The sequence below is a fragment of the Planctopirus limnophila DSM 3776 genome (assembly GCF_000092105.1).
GTDB classification, from domain to species: domain Bacteria; phylum Planctomycetota; class Planctomycetia; order Planctomycetales; family Planctomycetaceae; genus Planctopirus; species Planctopirus limnophila.
The window spans coordinates 2,936,453-2,953,354 of the sequence record NC_014148.1 but is presented as its reverse complement, the minus strand read 5'-3'; the positions used below and the strand labels follow the sequence as shown (position 1 = coordinate 2,953,354).

Sequence of the window (16,902 nt, the reverse complement as noted above, 5' to 3'; positions counted from 1 at the left end):
GAAATTTCGCTGAAAACTCGATGGCCTCATGCCCAAAATCTTCCTGTGAAAGTAACTCCTCTGATGATGACAACGGAATTGGCTGACAGTCGCTTTATGCGAGCCGTTCGCCGTGAAGCGACTGATACCACTCCCATCTGGATCATGCGTCAGGCTGGGCGATATCTGCCCGAATACATGGCTGTTCGCAGCAAAGTGACCTTTTTAGAACTTTGCGAAACCCCCGCCTTGGCAGCCGAAGTGACGCTCACTGCGCGGGAAGTGCTCGATGTCGATGCCGCGATTCTCTTTGCCGATCTACTGCCCATGCTTCGCCCCATGGGCATTGATCTGGAATACGCCAAAGGGGAAGGGCCTGTGATTCATAATCCCTTGCGGGCTCCTGAAGATTTGCAGCGATTTCGCGAACTCGAAGATTTGAGTTCTCTTGGATTTGTTTACGATGCGATTCGCCTCATTCGCAAAGACCTTCCCGGAAACATCCCCTTGCTGGGTTTTGCCGGGGCGCCATTCACATTGGCTTCTTATGTTCTGGAAGGGGGGGGATCTCGCAATTATCTGCATACCAAACGATGGATGTACAACCATCCGGAAGAATGGCACGAACTGATGGGGAGACTCTCGCGGACGATTGTCAGATATCTGCTGGCCCAGGCGGCTGCCGGATGTCAGGCCGTGCAGATCTTCGATAGCTGGGCGGGCTGCTTATCTCCTTCGGATTATCGAGAATTTGTTTTGCCCCACACAAAAGCTGTCATTCGGGAATTGATGCCGCATGTGGCAGTCATCAACTTCATGACGGGAAATCCGGCACTACTGGCCATGCAGAATGAAGCGGGAGGAAGCCTCCTCGGCATCGATTGGCGGCACGATATTGGTGATGTCTGGAAGCTCGTCGGTGATTCCAAGGGGATTCAGGGCAATCTCGATCCACTGGTCCTCGAAGCTGATCTTCCTATCTTGAAGGCGAAGGCCGATGCCATTCTCGAGGCCAGTCGAGGTCATCGTGGACACGTCTTTAATCTCGGGCATGGTGTCTATCCGGAAGTCGATCCTGAGAAAGTGAAAGAGTTGGTACGCCATGTTCATGAGTCAGGTGCTCGTTGAAATCGCTCTTTCACCTGCCAGTAGACCACTTTTCTGAGAAGTATTATGAATGCTCCTGGAGGATCTGATCAGGGCGGGTACAAAAGTGATTCTCCCAGAAGATCTTCTTCACCCTTCCGAATTGCCATTGTCGGTGGTGGCTTGAGTGGACTGGCTGCTGCACATCGCCTGGTCGAAATTGCTGCCGAGCAGAACCGACGATTTGAGATCACGTTGTTTGAATCGCAATCTCGGCTGGGTGGGCTCGTTGGGACTGAATCAATTGCCGGGTATCAGATTGATCTGGGGGGCGATTCCTTCATCACTGATAAACCAGCAGCATTGAATCTTTGCCTTCGCCTCGGGCTGAAAGATTCTCTGATTGGTATGAGTAAAAACTTTCGAGGGGCCTACATTCTTCGTGGCAAGAAGTTATGCCTCGTGCCAGAAGGGGTCAACCTGATGACTCCTTCCAAGGCTTTGCCCATCCTGACGACATCCCTGTTATCAGTCTCAGGCAAACTGCGCATGCTCGGTGAGCGTTTTGTTCCACCCAGGCAAGACGAGAACGATGAGTCGCTGGAAGCGTTCGTTGTGCGAAGGTTCGGCCGGGAAGCATTTGACCGACTGGTACAACCGTTGGTAAGCGGTATTTATACGGCCGACCCGTCCAAGCTGAGTATTCAAGCGGCACTTCCTCGTTTTCCGGCGGATGAAAAACAATACGGCAGTCTGATTCGTGCAGCGACAGTTCGTGCTTTGCAGAAGCGAGGCTCTCCCCAACAGCAGGCCACAGGAGCCCGCTATGGATTGTTTCTGGGATTAAAAGGTGGCATGCAGGAACTGGTGGACTGGTTACTTGCAAGAATCGTCGGCCAAATTTCCTTAAGACTGAGTACCGAAGTCACTCGAGTCGAACATCAATCCCAAAACGAAAATGCTGCTCATCAAAGTGAGGTCGTACTGCATACAAAGGGTCGACGACCAGAAACTTTTGACACAGTGATCCTGGCACTTCCTGCGTGGAAATCGGCGGAACTTCTGGCCACGGATCAGGCGAGTCTTTCCCAGGAGCTCTCCCGAATTGAATTCGCTTCGAGTGTCATCGTTGTTACGGGGCATCAGGAATCGCAGATCAAAAAACCGCTGGGAGCTTTCGGTTTAGTGATTCCACGGGTCGAGCGTCGCAAAATTCTGGCGGTCTCATTTTCGCATCGGAAGTTCCCCGATCGAGTCCCTCCGGGTTGTGCATTGTTGCGAACGTTTGTCGGCGGAGCGCTACAGCCAGAGTTGTGCGAACTGGACGATCAACAGTTGCAGAAACTCGTGCATCAGGAGTTGCAGGAGATGTTAGGAGTTGAAGGAGAACCCGTGGTTTCGCGTATTGTGCGATATCCTCGGGCGATGCCGCAATTTCATCTGGGCCACCGGGAACTCGTCGCCAGGATTCGCGAACAGCTTGCACAGACACCTCGAATCGTGCTGGCGGGCAACTCCTACGATGGAGTGGGAATTCCCGATACCATCGCCAGTGGCGAACAGGCGGCCGAACGCATTGCCGGCTTCGACACAAAAACAGAAAGCCCCCAGCCATAAGGCCGGGGGCTTTCCAGCAAAGTCATGTCAACAGCCTGGAAAATCGAGTGGCTGCTGCCGGCTTTCTATCAGGAGTTACTCGGCTGCAAGCTGCCTCAAAACCTTATGGAGAATTCCGCCATTGCGGTAATACTCTACTTCCACAGGCGTATCGATTCGGCAGGTACAGACGAACGAGATCATGGTGCCGTCGGCCTTGTGTGCCATTACTTCCACAGGTTGCAATGGCTTGAGCGAATCATCGAGTTGAACATCGAAGACCTCAGTTCCGTCCAGTCCCAGGTGTTCTCTCGATTCTCCTTCGCGGAATTGCAGTGGCAACACACCCATACCGACCAGGTTCGAACGGTGAATACGCTCAAATGAAGTGGCAATCACGACTTTGACGCCTAACAGATACGTTCCCTTGGCAGCCCAGTCGCGTGATGAGCCAGTTCCGTATTCGGCTCCAGCGAGGACCACCAGAGGTGTTCCTTCAGCCTTATACTTGATCGAGGCATCGTAGACGGACATCTGTTCGCCGGTACCAAAGTGAACCGTCACTCCACCTTCTGTGCCGGGGCAGAGCAGGTTCTTCAGGCGAATGTTGGCAAATGTTCCGCGAGTCATGACGCGATCATTGCCACGCCTTGCACCATAGCTGTTGAAGTCGATGGGCTTGACGCCTTCTGACTGCAGGAACAGACCTGCAGGAGAGGTGGCCTTGATGTTACCAGCAGGGCTGATGTGATCGGTCGTGACAGAGTCACCGACTGAGAGAAGACAGCGGGCATTATGGATCGAGGTGATTGGCGATGGCGTTGCCGGCATATCGACAAAGAAGGGAGGTTCCTGCACGTAAGTGCTTTTCGTATCCCACTGGTACAAGTCGCCGCCAGCACCACCGATCTTCTGCCATTCTTCCGGGCCCTTGGTCGCTGCTCCATACTCGCGCTGGAAGACATCGGGAGTGATGGCCGCTTCGATGGCAGCTTCGATTTCTTTGGAGGAAGGCCAGATATCCTTCAGGTAAACCGCTTCTCCCGATGAGCCTGTCCCAATCGGATCTTTGGTCAGATCGATATCGGTCGTTCCAGCGATGGCATAAGCGACCACCAGCGGCGGGCTGGCGAGGTAGTTGGCTTTGACGTCGGCATTGATTCGACCTTCGAAGTTCCGGTTCCCCGAAAGAACAGCTGCAGCGACCAGATTTCCATCTCGAATCGCCTTGGAAACTTCGTCTGGCAATGGTCCGCTGTTTCCAATACACGTGGTACAGCCGTAGCCCACAGTATTGAAGCCTAGTTGATCCAGTGGCTGATCCAGCCCGGTCTTGGCCAGATAGTCAGTCACCACCCGGCTGCCGGGAGCCAGACTGGTTTTGACCCATGGCTTTCTCGTCAGACCTTTCTTGACCGCATTACGGGCAAGCAGACCTGCGCCAATCATGACTGATGGATTGCTGGTGTTGGTGCAACTGGTAATCGCCGCAATCACGACGGCGCCATCACCGATTTCGTATGACGAACCATTCTGACCAACCTTTACTGGTTGAGCTGGTTCGGTCTTTCCAAAGGCCTTGGCCAGATCGCTGTGCCATTGCGACTTCATGTCCGTCAGCAGGACACGATCCTGAGGACGCTTGGGGCCGGCCATTGAGGGAACGACCGTCGAAAGATCAAGCGACAAGGTGCTTGTGAACTTGGGATCCGGTGTATCATCCGTACGGAAGAGACCCTGGGCTTTATAATAAGTTTCCACCAGCTCGACTTCAGCATCTGTGCGACCAGTGCGCCGCATGTAACGCAGAGTTTCAGCGTCAACAGGGAAGAAGCCAATCGTGGCGCCATACTCAGGGGCCATGTTGGCAATCGTTGCCCGGTCGGCCAATGACATGCTCGAAAGCCCGGTGCCAAAGAACTCGACAAACTTCCCAACCACTCCATGCTTACGCAGCATTTGTGTGACGGTCAGAACGAGGTCTGTCGCCGTTGCTCCTTCGGGGAGCTTGCCTGTCAGCTTAAAGCCGACGACTTCAGGCATCAGCATGTAGATCGGCTGCCCGAGCATGACGGCTTCGGCCTCAATACCACCCACACCCCAGCCCACGACACCCAGGCCATTGATCATCGTCGTGTGGCTGTCGGTTCCCACCAGACTGTCCGGGAAGGCAAAGCCATCTTTTGTGAGCACACCTTTGGCGAGGTATTCGAGATTGACCTGATGGACAATGCCGGTCGCTGGTGGAACCACGCCAAAATTGCTGAAGGCCTGCTGAGCCCAGCGCAGCAATTGGTACCGTTCCAGATTGCGTTCGAACTCAAGATCAATGTTCTGCTGCAGCGATTGTTCGGTGCCGAAGTAATCGACCTGAACTGAGTGATCAATGACCAGATCGCACTGGACCAGCGGATTGATTTTGCGGGGATCTTTGGACATCCGCTGCATGGCAGAACGCAACGCGGCCAGATCGACAACCGCCGGAACCCCGGTAAAGTCTTGCAACACCACTCGACCTGGGAAGAATGGAATTTCGATCTGTGCTGGTGCCGCTGCATTCCAGCCGGCCACTTGACGCACATGCTCGCTTGTGACAACAAACTCATCGACCTTACGAAGGCATGCTTCCAGCAGCACACGGATCGAGAAGGGTAGTTCACTCAGCTTCGCCAGGCCCGCCTTTTCCAGGGCTGGGAGGCTGGCGATGTTGTATTCGCCAGATGATGTACGGATTTGACAGATCGAATGGAACGGATCGGCAGCAGCCATAAATGAAACGGCTCCGGAAAAAGTTATGAGTCGAGGTTCAGCCCATCACCTTGAAGGTCTCTGGAACCTGTCTGTGGATGGTATCATTGCGAAATGGGGTAAGGAAAGCCTGACGTCGATTCCGCCAAAAATTGTGCCAACTGCCAGTAGAGAGCATGGCCACTGATCTGCCGCACTTTGCAGATTTCACGATTGGTATGACAGACTTTGCGGGTTGCGCAGATCGCATTGTCTCATTTCGAATCGAGCGATTTCTGTGCATCAGGACTGCGGGTTCGCCGCTGGCGGCTTGGGTTCAGACGAACCGACAGGATCAGGATCAACTTTCGTCGGTGGTTTGTCAGTCTCCACAGTCACAGACTTCTCCAGAGTAACAGAATTCTCTTTGGGGGCAGGATTCAGCCAGAAGCGGCGAAAATGCACGACGGCCCCTTCGCTCTGGAGAGCGAGTCGGCCACTGGTTTGATCTGTTGCCAGAACTTCCCCAACTCGAGTTCCATTCACAACGACAGCGAGTCGGCCACTCCGGCTGCTCACTTGTAACGAATTCCACTCACCTGCAGGGCGGGAGAGACCTTTGACGTTGATGGTGGTACTCGAAGTTGCGGCTCCAGCCGGGAAAATGCTTCCGGCTGCGGGGGCATGCAACTGGATCTGAATGGAGTCCGGCCAGATTCTCTCTTCCTTGTCGGTGTAGACCAGCAGGCCACTGTTCCCATTCGGGTCGTCGGGATACTTCCACTCAAACCCCATGTCAAAGTCAGCGAATTTCTCAGGGGATTGAAGATACCCAAAAGGTTTACCGAGACAAATGAGTTCGGAATCTTCCTCGGTGGCGGCTTTCTGAACTTTCCAGACATCGTCTCGACCGGTTTTTTCAACGGAAAAAATCACCCAGTTTTTCTTGATGTCCGAGACAGACAGTAATTGCCTTTGTGGTGAGTCAGGCGTGATCGCAGCCGCTCCACTTGGTGGAGGAACGGGCGTTTGCTGGGGTTGAGGTAACTGACTGGGTTCCTGAATCCCTGCACCTTGACTGATATTCGATGCTGGTTTGGGTTCATCCCCCAGGGAAGGGGTGATCACGACACAAAGACTCACACAAATCCAAAGTCCGATCGTTCGACGAAATCTCGCAAACGAAAGCCTTGCGAGGTTCGAACGATCATGCCGGGGTCGGCTCTGGAGTTGGAGCGTATTCACATTGAACCTGATGCCATGACGAGTAGATGCTCAATTCTTTTGGTGAACTCTCTCAACATCACGATACCAAAGAAACATCTCGACGGGGCTATCTATTTATTCGAGAAGGGGGCATCGATTCAGGAATTCCCGCTTTTCAGGGCGTCGAGAGCCTGTGTGACCAGACTCTTCACCAATTGAGGATCAGCACCCCGGGCTTCACGCATTACCTGGCCCAGGAGTGAGCCTGCGGCAGCCTGTTTACCGCCGAGATAATCGGCCACAGGTTTGGGGTTCTTTTGAATGACCTGCTGAATAATGTTCAGGAGCAACTCATCATTCTGAACAATGGCCAGCCCGCGCTCCTGGATGACTTTCTCGAGTGTTTCCTGGCTGACCGTGTTTTCTTCGCTGTATGAAACTAGAGCGTCAAGAGCTTCCCGAGCCGCCTTGAGTGTGAGCTGCTTGTCGCTCACTTTCTTCAGGATTGTCCCCACCAGTTCAGCGGATACCGGGAATTCCCCGATCGAGCATTTGCGTTCATTGAGAATGCGCTGGATCTCCTGAGTGATCCAGTTGGAGGCTTGTTTGGGTTCAGCCCCATGCGCGACAATCTGTTCAAAGAAATCGGCGAAAGCACGCCCTTGTTCAATGATCACGCCAGCATCATACGGGCTCAATCCCAATTCCGTCTGATAGCGTTGACGGCGATCCTGTGGACGTTCCGGGAGATCGGCTTGCCACAATTGGATCTGATCAGCAGTCACAATCACCGGCACCAGATCAGGATCAGGAAAGTACCGGTAGTCAGCAGCTTCTTCTTTACTGCGCTGTTCAATCGTGACGCCGCGTTGTGGGTCATAGCCAAATGTTCGTTTGGTGCGATCCGCGATTTCCTCAAGGTGGCCATAAGTTTTCAATTGTCGGGAAACTTCGTACTCACAAGCCTGCTCCAGAAAGCGAAAGCTGTTGAGATTCTTGATTTCGACAATCGGGGTTTTGGTGGTTATGCCCGAATCATGGTGAAGATGCAGGTTGATATTCGCATCGCAGCGCAGATTTCCTTCCTGCATATTGCAGTCGGAAACACCGAAGTAGAGCAGCAGCAGCCGGATTTCTTCCAGCAGCATGCGAGCTTCTTTGGGCGATCGAAGATCGGGTTCAGTGACAATCTCGACCAAGGGTGTTCCTGCGCGGTTCAAGTCCACCTGACTCTCTGATCCCCGGCCCGATTCATCGTGAATGTTCTTGCCTGCATCATCTTCGAGGTGAGCCCGGATGATGCGCACTTTTCGAGTCAAGCCTTCCGCGCCAGCCACTTCTGGATCTGCGGGAATCTCCATCAGACCCGAATGACTGAATGGCAAATCGTACTGGCTGATCTGATAGCCTTTGGGTAGATCCGGATAGAAATACTGTTTGCGATCCCATTTGGTGAAATGGGCGATCTGGCAGCGGAGACCCAAGGCCGCCTTGACGGCCATTTCGAACGCCCGTCTGTTCAACACCGGCAAGGCGCCCGGAAGCCCCAAACAGACAGGGCAGGTGCGGATATTGGGCGCATCTGGTGTAAAGTCGGTCGCACAACCGCAGAAGATTTTGGTCTTCGTCTGAAGCTGAGCGTGAACTTCAAGACCGATAATGACATCGTATTTCATGCCATGGCTCTCAGACAGAATACAAAAACAGACGGAGGCGAAACACTGGAAAGACGATCAGACGACTGGTTGTCCATTAGCCATTACCCGCCTGCAGCTGGTGGTAATCGATCAATCCAGGGGCGGTCGATTTCAAGCATTCGAGCGGCACGCAAGAGGCGGCTTTCGGTAAAGACCGGCCCTTGCAACTGCAATCCCACTGGCAGGCCACTGGCAGTCCAACCGGCAGGTATCGAAATTGCCGGAATCCCGGCCAGATTCGCAGCGATGGTATAGATATCTGACAGATACATTGCCAAGGGGTCGTCTGCCAGTTCACCCAGCTTGAAGGCGGGTGTGGGTGTCACTGGGCCGGCAATCACATCGCACTGCTGGAATGCTGCATCAAAATCCTGGCGGATCAATCGCCGGATCTGCAGGGCTTTGACGTAGTATTTGTCAGCATATCCGGCCGATAAAGCATAAGTTCCCAGCATGATGCGACGTTTGACTTCAGGACCAAAGCCTTCCCCCCGACTGGCCGCATACAGAGATTCCAGATCTGTAAAGTTCGGACTGCGATAGCCATAGTGAATGCCATCAAATCGGGCGAGGTTACTCGATGCTTCCGATGGGGCGATAATGTAATAAGTTGCTACCGAATACTTGCTGTGGGGAAGCTCGACTGGAACGAGCTTCGCACCGTGCTGTGTATAAACTGCCAAAGCCTCTTCGACGATGTTCTGAACCTCGGGGTCGAGCCCTTCACCAAAATATTCTTTGGGAACTCCAATCCGGAGATCCGCGAGTGGAGTATCGAGTGTTTGCAGATAATCTTCGGCGGGAGTGTTCACACAGGTGGAGTCATGCGGGTCGTGACCGGCGATGGTCTGCAGTAAAGCTGCGGCACCGAAAACATCGAGTGAGAAGGGGCCAATCTGCTCCAGAGAACTGGCAAATGCCACCAGCCCGTAACGTGAAACTCGGCCATAGGTCGGTTTGAGGCCCACAACTCCACAAAGGGAGGCGGGTTGACGAATCGATCCACCTGTATCACTCCCCAGTGAGCCGGGGACCATGCGTGCTGCCACGCTGGCGGCAGAACCACTGCTGGAGCCACCGGGCGTGCGCGTGAGATCCCAGGGATTATGGGTCAATTGATAGGCCGAGTTTTCACTCGACGATCCCATGGCAAATTCATCGAGATTGACGCGTCCCAGAGGAATGGCTCCTGCGGCATGCAGGCGATCGATGACCGTTGCCGAGTAAGGCGAAACATAACCTTCGAGGATCCGGCTGGCACACGTGGCTGGTTGACCTGCTTCGCAGATGGCATCCTTGATGGAAATGGGGAGACCATCCAGCGGGCCTCGAACTTCCCCGGTGGATCTCCGAAGATCACTGGCTTCGGCTGCCTGAAGTGCCCGTTCACGGTCGACGTGCAGGAAGGCTCCAATCGAGCCATCTCTTTGATCGATCGCGTTGAGGCAGGACTCGACGATCTGGCGGCTCGTGGTTGTTCCTGAATTCAATGCCCTGAAAAGAGATCCAATTGAAGAAGTCCCAGTGCCACTTCCTGTCTTCAGGGAACTGCCGGCTTCAAGAGTCACCAAAATTCTCCTTCAGGACACTGGCTCTACGTCGGGAAAAAAAGTCAGATCTTTTGAGCAAACAAGGCATTCTGTGCGAAGGGACCCATTCTGAGCTTAGCCAAGAATATTGGGAACCAAAAATGACTTGCCATCCGTTTTCGGGGCATTCGCGAGAGCCAGCTTTCGGGGAAGAGATTCCACAATGAGATCTTCTCGAAACACATTCTCGCAGGGAACGGCGGAAACCATGGGTTCGATGCCTGTCGTATCCACCTCGCGAAGGACCGTCATGAATTCGAGAATCTTGCCGAGTTGAATCGAGTAGATCGCAAGTTCATTCTCAGTGAGCTTCAGTCGTGCCAGGCGAGCAATTCGTGCCACATCGGAAAGTGAAAGAGCAGGGCTGGTTTCCGTTGCCTGTTGTGGTTCAGTCATGATGAAATCCCGGCATGATGAAAGGCAGAAGCCCGATCAATTTCCCTCAGCGATATGAGGAGAATCGTCGGGCTTACAAACTAATCATCAACTGCTTAACTGTAAACTCGCTGACAGTTGCGATTGTTCTTAGTCAGCACTGTATGAGTGAGTCATCACAAGAAATTTAGTTGAGACTATGCCAGGGAACGTGGCATATTCGAACTAAACTGTAGGGAGTGTGAATGGTTTGCGGACAACTTTCTTGGCCACAACGCCTGAGCGGATGCACTTCACGCAGACCATCATTTTCTGGCTGCGTTCGCCAACCTGAACGTTGACAGATTGCAGATTGGGACGGAAGACACGACGGGAGATACCCGTGGTCTTGCGACCGTTACCACCCAGGTACTTCGCCTTACCACGCTGCTGAAGCGTGTTGCCGAAAGTCACTGATTTGTTACAGAGATCACATTGAGCCCCCATGGGGTCATCCTCTCATCTGCGGAAGTCCAATTCGCCCAAAATGCGAGTTTCCAGTCCGAAAACACGCAAGAAAGATTTTGAAGTATAACTGGTCAGAGTCAGCTTGCAATCGAGCCGCCACGATTTGCTCGCCTTTCCGGCGACGGCATGACAAATAAGCACGGCTCACCTGGAGGTCGTCATGTGGTCACCAGCCCGTTTCGTACAGGTGCAGCCTCCAGCGAGATGTATTTTCGACTTTCTGGATCTTGCGGCCTGACGAGGTTTACACAAGTTTCCGGCTGATGGTTTGTAAAAAAGTGCTGGGAACCACAGTCGGCAGATTCGGCCGAAGATTCGCTGGTGATTTACAAGTGTTGTATTTGTAGATGGTTATGCCGAATTGTGCGTGGATATTTCTCTGGGGTTTCATCGTGGCATGCAGATCGCATAGAGATTCGGCTATGCCAAGCAGGCACCCATGACAACCAGGTTTGTTGTCGGGTGAGTCACAAGGAGGAGTGACAATTGTCCACTGGAGCGTAGAGAACGGAGTCGATCATGCTGGTGTTGACACGCAAGAAATCGGAATCAATTCACCTCGGAAATGATATCGTCATTAAGGTCGTCCAGACGGGGAAAGGAGCTGTCAAAATTGGTATTGAAGCTCCGGCTCATCTCCGAATCGTGAGAGGTGAATTGGCAGAGAATGGATCAGCCATGCTGGATGCCGCCTTTGCCGCATTTAAAGCCAATTTTGATGCGGCACAACGGGAGGACAACCATTCTCAAGAGCTGGCAGAAGTCGTTGAGTGCTGATTTCAGGTCAATGGGGTGAGTTCTCATTGGGCGAGGACGGCACCACAATTTCGGCAGGTAACAGATGCCCCATTTTGTCTCGTTTGGTTGCCATGTAATGGCGACGATTTTCATCGTCCGGGGCGATGATGGGAACCTGCTCAACCACATCGAGATCGAAGGCGGGAAAGGCCTGCATTTTCTTGGGATTGTTTGTCAGTAATCGGATGCTCGATAACCCCAGATCTTTAAGAATCTGCAGGCCGATCATGTAATCCCGACTGTCGGATTTGAAGCCGAGTTTGTGATTGGCTTCAACAGTGTCATAGCCTTCATCTTGAAGCATATAGGCTTTCAGTTTCGCCGTCAGACCAATTCCACGCCCTTCCTGCGGCAGATAAATCACAGCGCCGGCACCGGCGCTGTTGATCATTCTCATGGCCAGATGAAGCTGGTCGCCGCAATCGCAGCGAAGAGAGTCCAGAACGTCACCTGTAAAGCAGGAGGAGTGGACGCGCACCAGCGGGTTTGTGGCCGATGCCAGGTCTCCCCATACGAGAGCGAGTGGCTGCTGATCATCGTGTTCGACACGATAAGCAATCACTTTGAATTGACCGTACTCCCGGGTGTTCAGAGGGACTTCCGCTTCTCTGGAAACCAGTTGCTCCCGCAACCGGCGATAGCGGATGAGCTGCTCAATCGAAATGATTGGCATGGAGTGTCTGGTAGCGAGTTGCCTTAATTCTGGCAGTGCGGCCATGCCCTGACCAGATTCGCTGAGGATTTCGATCAGCACACCCACAGGCTCAAGCCCGGCAATCTTCATCAGATCGACAGTCGCTTCGGTGTGTCCTGAACGCCTTAGAACGCCACCCTCCTTGGCCAGCAGAGGATTAATATGACCAGGCCTGACAAAGTCGTGCCGGGAGGATTTCGGGTCAGCCATCGCCCTGATCGTCATGGCCCGGTTCTCACTGGAAACACCAGACCCTGCGTGACGATGGTCGACGGGCGTCAGAAACAAAGTGTGGTTCGGAGCATCGTTCTGTGAGCTGTCCACAATCGGAACCAGACCTTGTCGATCGGCAGCTTCTTTCGTTAAGGGAACACACAGAACACCGGCTCCGTACCTGAGCATGAAGGTGACCATTTCTGGTGTGATCGATTCGGCAGCACAAACGAAATCGCCCTCGTTTTCCCGCTCTTCGTCATCGATCACAATAATGATGCGACCGATTTTGAGAGCCGCAATGGCTTCATCAATGGTGCTCAGTCCTTCGATTGGCTGACCTGTATCCATAGGAACCTGTGTCGTGGCAAATATCCTCGCAATACTCTCATAGAAGGACAATTTTCTATGGGATGTTTGCGAAAGTCTGACTGAAGCTGGCAATTGCACTGATGCGGGGAGCCAGAATTTTGTTTTCCCATCGCTTTGTTTTAAAAAAACGAAGCAGACATCTGGCACACGTGCATACGGTATCATAGCAGTGCCATCGATCCGTTGGCACCCAGGCGCAATCAGATTGGGCGAAGCGGTCACAGCTTCGGGAAATGCCGGGCCGTCGAAGACTCGAAACCCGTTTATCTGGGACGAGACAGTGTCAAACTGCCAATGACTGGAAAAGGTTCGTCATCCAGATCGAGTTTGACAGTAATCTCTTCACCATCGATATCGAGAATAGTCATGACACAGTTTTCGAGGCGAATGACATCGCCAACTGCGACTTCCATTTCGCAATAGTGCACCACGAGTTCTCCGAAGAGCGGGGCTCTGCCCATGCCGCTGGCAGGTTCGAAATTCTCCAGCTTTGAGAGAATATAGCCACCTGGTGATTTTTCACCAATCCCTCTTCTCAATCTCTGGAATTGCTATCAGTAAACCGGCAGGGGCTCACTGATTTATGAGAGAATCGTGATTCCTTCGTGAAGTGAGATCAACAAGTCTGGTTAACCATAATTGACTCGTGAAATGCACTCGTGAAGCAGCAATTCCAGCTTCTGCAATCGTTCGGGATCATTGATTTTCTGATGACGCCTGTCGGTGATGTAAAACACATCGACCACCTGATCCAGATGCGTGGAAATTTTGGCCAGCACAATCGAGAGTTCAAGCTCAAACAGCTGGCGACTGATCGAGTAGAGCAGCCCGGGGCGATCATGAGCGAAGATATCTACAATCGTACATCGCTCAGACGATTCATTATCGATCAACACCTGCTCAGGAAGATCGGAAAACTGGCCCGCGATCAGTGGCCTGGAAAAGATCATGCGCCGCCGGCGTTCAACAAGCTGATTGACATTGGTTTCACCCGTCAGCACACCCCGGATTGTGCGGCAGACTTCATCAAGGCGGAACTGGGGAACTTCATTTGAGTGATCAATATCATTCACCCGGAAGCTGTCGATGATCACGCCTTCCGTTGTAGTCGAGATCTGGGCAGAAAGAATTTCCATGCGCTGGGAAGTCAAGGCCCCGGTAATCTTATGGAAACATCCTTCGGCAACACTTTCCCGAGTGATAATTCGATACTCGACGGAGTTGGTTTCGGGTTCATAACGGCCTGAGATATGAATTTCGTCAGGTCTGCGCTCCATGACGATTCTCAGATCCGATGAAATTCTCTCGACCGAATTTCCCTGCAGATAATGGCGCGGAAGAGTGGTAAAGAGTTGCTTGACCACTTTGGCAATTCGCTCTTTTTCTTCCCCTGTTGTCGGACGGGAAAGTTCATCCACCACCGCTGAGAGAACTCTCGACTGGAGATCAATCATTTGCGGCATATCGCTGTTGCCGGAAAGTGCCTGCATCGCACCACTGAAAAGGTTATCCAGCAGTTCGGCCTTCCACTCGTTCCAGACTCCGGGGCCAACTCCCGTGATATCTGCCGCCGTCAAGACATAGAGCATTCTCAGACGATCGACGGTACCCACATCATGAGTGAAACGGAGCAGAACATCGGGGTCAGTGGTGTCCCGCCGAAAGGCCAGATGCGCCATCATCAAATGTTTGTGGACGAGAAAGACCACCGTATCCCGATGATACGAGGCCATGCGAAACCGCTGAGCCGCTTCGATGGCCAGTCGTCTGCCAACTTCCGAGTGATCTTCTTCGTATCCTTTGCCGGCATCGTGCAGCAGCAGTGCAAGAAACAGGACATCACGATGTCGAATTTCACGAAAGGCTTCTCCAAGCGGCGATTGTAACTCGGCGAAGGACTCTGCAGCTTCGATGGCCCTCAACGTGTGTTCATCAACAGTAAAGTGGTGGTACTGATTGAACTGTAACAGGCATCTGACATGCCGGAAGCAGGGCAGTACCAGTTCAAGCACGCCTGTTCGATACATGCTCCGCAAGATTCGGCTCACGCAGCGAGAACGGCTTAAAATATCGAGGAAAATCCTGCCCGCTTCGACCGTCAATGTTTCGGGGAGTTCGCGGGTTCTGGTACTGACAAACTCTTCGAGATCGTCAGCAAAGGGGACCTTGTACATTGCGGCCGACCAGTAGAGCCTGAGAAGGTCTTCCAGCGAAGCCAACTGGTTGCGAAAACGCCGGGGAACATCGATCTGGTCCGGGCTGATGCGATAAATCGTGTCGACCCGGTGAGTGACGACAGGTCTCCAGAGGACATCCTGCCAGCGCGAGGGCAAATGCTTTCTCACCAGTCGTGTGGCCAGCTCAGAGACAGTACTCGTGTGTCGGAAATACTCCTGCATGAATTTTTCGACGGCGAGCTGCCCACCACTGGCCTCGATGCCGCGATCCTGGGCAATTCGTACCTGCTCGCTACGGGTGAGGACATCGTTGGCCCGTCCGGCAGCTAAATGCAGTGTCAGTCGAATCGAGAGCAGATAGTCATAGGCTGTTACGAGTCTTAAAAGTTCATCTCGCGTCATTAAACCAGCTAGACGCAAGGCTTCCGGGTCACTTGAACCAGTTCTCAACTGGCTGAGCCAGCGAATGAGATGGATATCCCTCAGACCACCGGGAGAGCGTTTCACATCAGGTTCGAGTTCCTGGTTGGTGGCACCATGTGCGGCCTGTTCTTTGTCTCTTTCGGCAATCGATGAAGAGAGTATGGTGTGCAGCCGACCTCGAACGACATTCCATTGGAATTTCCGCATCAGGTCATCGAAGAGTGGTTTGTGGCCGACAAGCAATCGGGCTTCCAGCAGTGAGGTGGCAAACTGAGTGTCGTCCCGGGCCATGCGAATGGCATCGGGGATCGAGCGGGTGCTGTGGCCCAGTTTGAGTCCGGCATCCCAGCAATCTCTCACAAATTGTGCGGCAAATTCATGCCACCTCTCACCTCCCGCAGTGCGATGCACAATCAGCAAATCGATATCCGAATAGGGGGCCAGATCGCCGCGTCCGGTTCCTCCCACTGCGATCAGGGCAATTGCGGAGGATAATTCCGCACGAAACTCAGTCGGGTATTCTGTGAGGATGCCGTTCCAGAGTTGGTTGAGGAGATCATCCACCTGCTCGGAAAACCAACTGGTGATCTGCAGGCCCGTAGAGTGCTGGGCAATTCGTATGGAGATCTGCTGTCTGAGTTCGTCCAGCCGTTGCCGGGCAGCCGGCAGGCGAAGTGCACGCTCAGTAGGCAGAGTTTTGCAGGAGGCTGTAGTCATGAAGCGTCAGTGGCAGCAGTTGTTTCGTCAAAGTTGATGTTCAGGGAAAGCCTGATAATCGTCACAGAAGAACCATCGAGTATTCTCGACAATAGGGAATTTAGCACAAGTGAAGATCGCTCTGACGAAATCGGCCGATTTCAATGCGAGAAAAATAGAAATTGGAGGACGACGAATCGCTGGAATCGATTCTGTCCAGCAGGCAGAGACTCAAGAGCCAATAAAAACAGCGGCGTAATGATTGTGAATACCAATCATTCGCCGCTGTTGACGGTGATCAATGCATGATCGCGGATGGCTCGATCGGAGGCTAGATCGCTTCCGGTCCGGTTTCGCCTGTACGAATTCGCACAACTTCGGCCAGTGAGGTCACGAAGATTTTTCCATCACCAATTTGCCCGGTTCGAGCCACATTCGTAATGGTCTCAATGGCCTTGGCAACTTCAGTGTCAGAAACAACAACTTCGAGTTTGACCTTGGGGAGGAAATCGACGGTGTATTCGGCGCCGCGGTAAGTTTCCTTGTGGCCGCGCTGACGACCGAAGCCTCGAACTTCAGTCACGGTCATCCCCTGGATTCCGATCTGAGTGAGGGCGTTCTTGACGTCTTCAAGCTTGTAGTGACGCAGCACTGCTTCAATCTTCTTCATGCGACCAATGCCTTCCTCTGAAAGAACGGAAGCCGGCAAATCCACCCGCACTGGTGGAGTGCCCCGGCGTTTCGGACAATAGGTCCGAATGTGACGA

General features: G+C 53.0%; 13 protein-coding genes. 3 read left to right on the top strand and 10 right to left on the bottom strand.

Annotated elements, in window-relative coordinates; translation table 11 throughout:
• Positions 1–45 precede the first annotated feature (45 nt).
• Both hemE and hemG read left to right on the top strand, forming a co-directional pair.
• On the top strand, positions 46–1,107 hold the full coding sequence (gene hemE, locus PLIM_RS11780) for a uroporphyrinogen decarboxylase (protein ID WP_230849297.1): 1,062 nt from the start codon (positions 46–48) through the stop codon (positions 1,105–1,107).
• 45 nt (positions 1,108–1,152) lie between these two features.
• Entirely contained in the window at positions 1,153–2,682 is a 1,530-nt protein-coding gene (gene hemG / locus PLIM_RS11775; RefSeq protein ID WP_013110543.1) for a protoporphyrinogen oxidase, read from the top strand.
• A 75-nt stretch (positions 2,683–2,757) separates the two neighbouring features.
• On the opposite strand, the gene acnA is transcribed toward hemG, so the two are convergent.
• From acnA to rpmB, 6 genes are all read right to left on the bottom strand, one after another.
• Positions 2,758–5,430 (bottom strand): aconitate hydratase AcnA, encoded by a 2,673-nt coding sequence (gene acnA / locus PLIM_RS11770; RefSeq protein WP_013110542.1) that lies wholly within the window; start codon positions 5,428–5,430, stop codon positions 2,758–2,760.
• A 261-nt stretch (positions 5,431–5,691) separates the two neighbouring features.
• On the bottom strand, positions 5,692–6,516 hold the full coding sequence (locus tag PLIM_RS11765; protein ID WP_041401647.1) for a 3-keto-disaccharide hydrolase: 825 nt from the start codon (positions 6,514–6,516) through the stop codon (positions 5,692–5,694).
• Between the two features lie 236 nt (positions 6,517–6,752).
• Positions 6,753–8,270: an Asp-tRNA(Asn)/Glu-tRNA(Gln) amidotransferase subunit GatB gene (gene gatB / locus PLIM_RS11760; protein ID WP_013110539.1), complete on the bottom strand. Its 1,518-nt coding sequence runs from the start codon at positions 8,268–8,270 to the stop codon at positions 6,753–6,755.
• 83 nt (positions 8,271–8,353) lie between these two features.
• Complete coding sequence (gene gatA, locus PLIM_RS11755; RefSeq protein WP_013110538.1) at positions 8,354–9,859, bottom strand: Asp-tRNA(Asn)/Glu-tRNA(Gln) amidotransferase subunit GatA; 1,506 nt, start codon at positions 9,857–9,859, stop codon at positions 8,354–8,356.
• Between the two features lie 96 nt (positions 9,860–9,955).
• Positions 9,956–10,276 carry an Asp-tRNA(Asn)/Glu-tRNA(Gln) amidotransferase subunit GatC gene (gatC, locus tag PLIM_RS11750; RefSeq protein ID WP_013110537.1) on the bottom strand — a complete coding sequence of 107 codons (321 nt, stop codon included), beginning with the start codon at positions 10,274–10,276 and terminating at the stop codon, positions 9,956–9,958.
• A gap of 204 nt (positions 10,277–10,480) precedes the next feature.
• Positions 10,481–10,741 (bottom strand): 50S ribosomal protein L28, encoded by a 261-nt coding sequence (gene rpmB, locus PLIM_RS11745; RefSeq protein WP_013110536.1) that lies wholly within the window; start codon positions 10,739–10,741, stop codon positions 10,481–10,483.
• A gap of 540 nt (positions 10,742–11,281) precedes the next feature.
• Here rpmB and PLIM_RS11740 point away from each other — a divergent pair.
• A complete protein-coding gene (locus tag PLIM_RS11740; protein WP_013110535.1) occupies positions 11,282–11,539 on the top strand; it encodes a carbon storage regulator in 258 nt (85 codons plus the stop codon).
• A gap of 7 nt (positions 11,540–11,546) precedes the next feature.
• On the opposite strand, the gene PLIM_RS11735 is transcribed toward PLIM_RS11740, so the two are convergent.
• The 4 genes from PLIM_RS11735 to PLIM_RS11720 all read right to left on the bottom strand — a co-directional run bounded on the left by PLIM_RS11735 (position 11,547) and on the right by PLIM_RS11720 (position 16,805).
• A complete protein-coding gene (locus PLIM_RS11735) occupies positions 11,547–12,818 on the bottom strand; it encodes a bifunctional 3,4-dihydroxy-2-butanone-4-phosphate synthase/GTP cyclohydrolase II (protein WP_013110534.1) in 1,272 nt (423 codons plus the stop codon).
• 284 nt (positions 12,819–13,102) lie between these two features.
• Complete coding sequence (locus PLIM_RS11730; protein ID WP_041401645.1) at positions 13,103–13,378, bottom strand: hypothetical protein; 276 nt, start codon at positions 13,376–13,378, stop codon at positions 13,103–13,105.
• Between the two features lie 90 nt (positions 13,379–13,468).
• On the bottom strand, positions 13,469–16,156 hold the full coding sequence (gene glnD, locus PLIM_RS11725) for a [protein-PII] uridylyltransferase (protein WP_013110532.1): 2,688 nt from the start codon (positions 16,154–16,156) through the stop codon (positions 13,469–13,471).
• Positions 16,157–16,466: 310 nt separating this feature from the next.
• Positions 16,467–16,805, bottom strand: a complete 339-nt coding sequence (locus PLIM_RS11720; RefSeq protein WP_013110531.1) for a P-II family nitrogen regulator — start codon at positions 16,803–16,805, stop codon at positions 16,467–16,469.
• Between the last annotated feature and the right edge of the window lie 97 nt (positions 16,806–16,902).

Coding starts and splice junctions, on each gene's coding strand:
- hemG (WP_013110543.1), top strand. CDS start 1,153: ATGAATGCTCCTGGAGGATCTGATCAGGGCGGGTACAAAAGTGATTCT.
- acnA (WP_013110542.1), bottom strand. CDS start 5,430: ATGGCTGCTGCCGATCCGTTCCATTCGATCTGTCAAATCCGTACATCA.
- gatB (WP_013110539.1), bottom strand. CDS start 8,270: ATGAAATACGATGTCATTATCGGTCTTGAAGTTCACGCTCAGCTTCAG.
- gatC (WP_013110537.1), bottom strand. CDS start 10,276: ATGACTGAACCACAACAGGCAACGGAAACCAGCCCTGCTCTTTCACTT.
- rpmB (WP_013110536.1), bottom strand. CDS start 10,741: ATGGGGGCTCAATGTGATCTCTGTAACAAATCAGTGACTTTCGGCAAC.
- PLIM_RS11740 (WP_013110535.1), top strand. CDS start 11,282: ATGCTGGTGTTGACACGCAAGAAATCGGAATCAATTCACCTCGGAAAT.
- PLIM_RS11735 (WP_013110534.1), bottom strand. CDS start 12,818: ATGGATACAGGTCAGCCAATCGAAGGACTGAGCACCATTGATGAAGCC.
- glnD (WP_013110532.1), bottom strand. CDS start 16,156: ATGACTACAGCCTCCTGCAAAACTCTGCCTACTGAGCGTGCACTTCGC.
- PLIM_RS11720 (WP_013110531.1), bottom strand. CDS start 16,805: ATGAAGAAGATTGAAGCAGTGCTGCGTCACTACAAGCTTGAAGACGTC.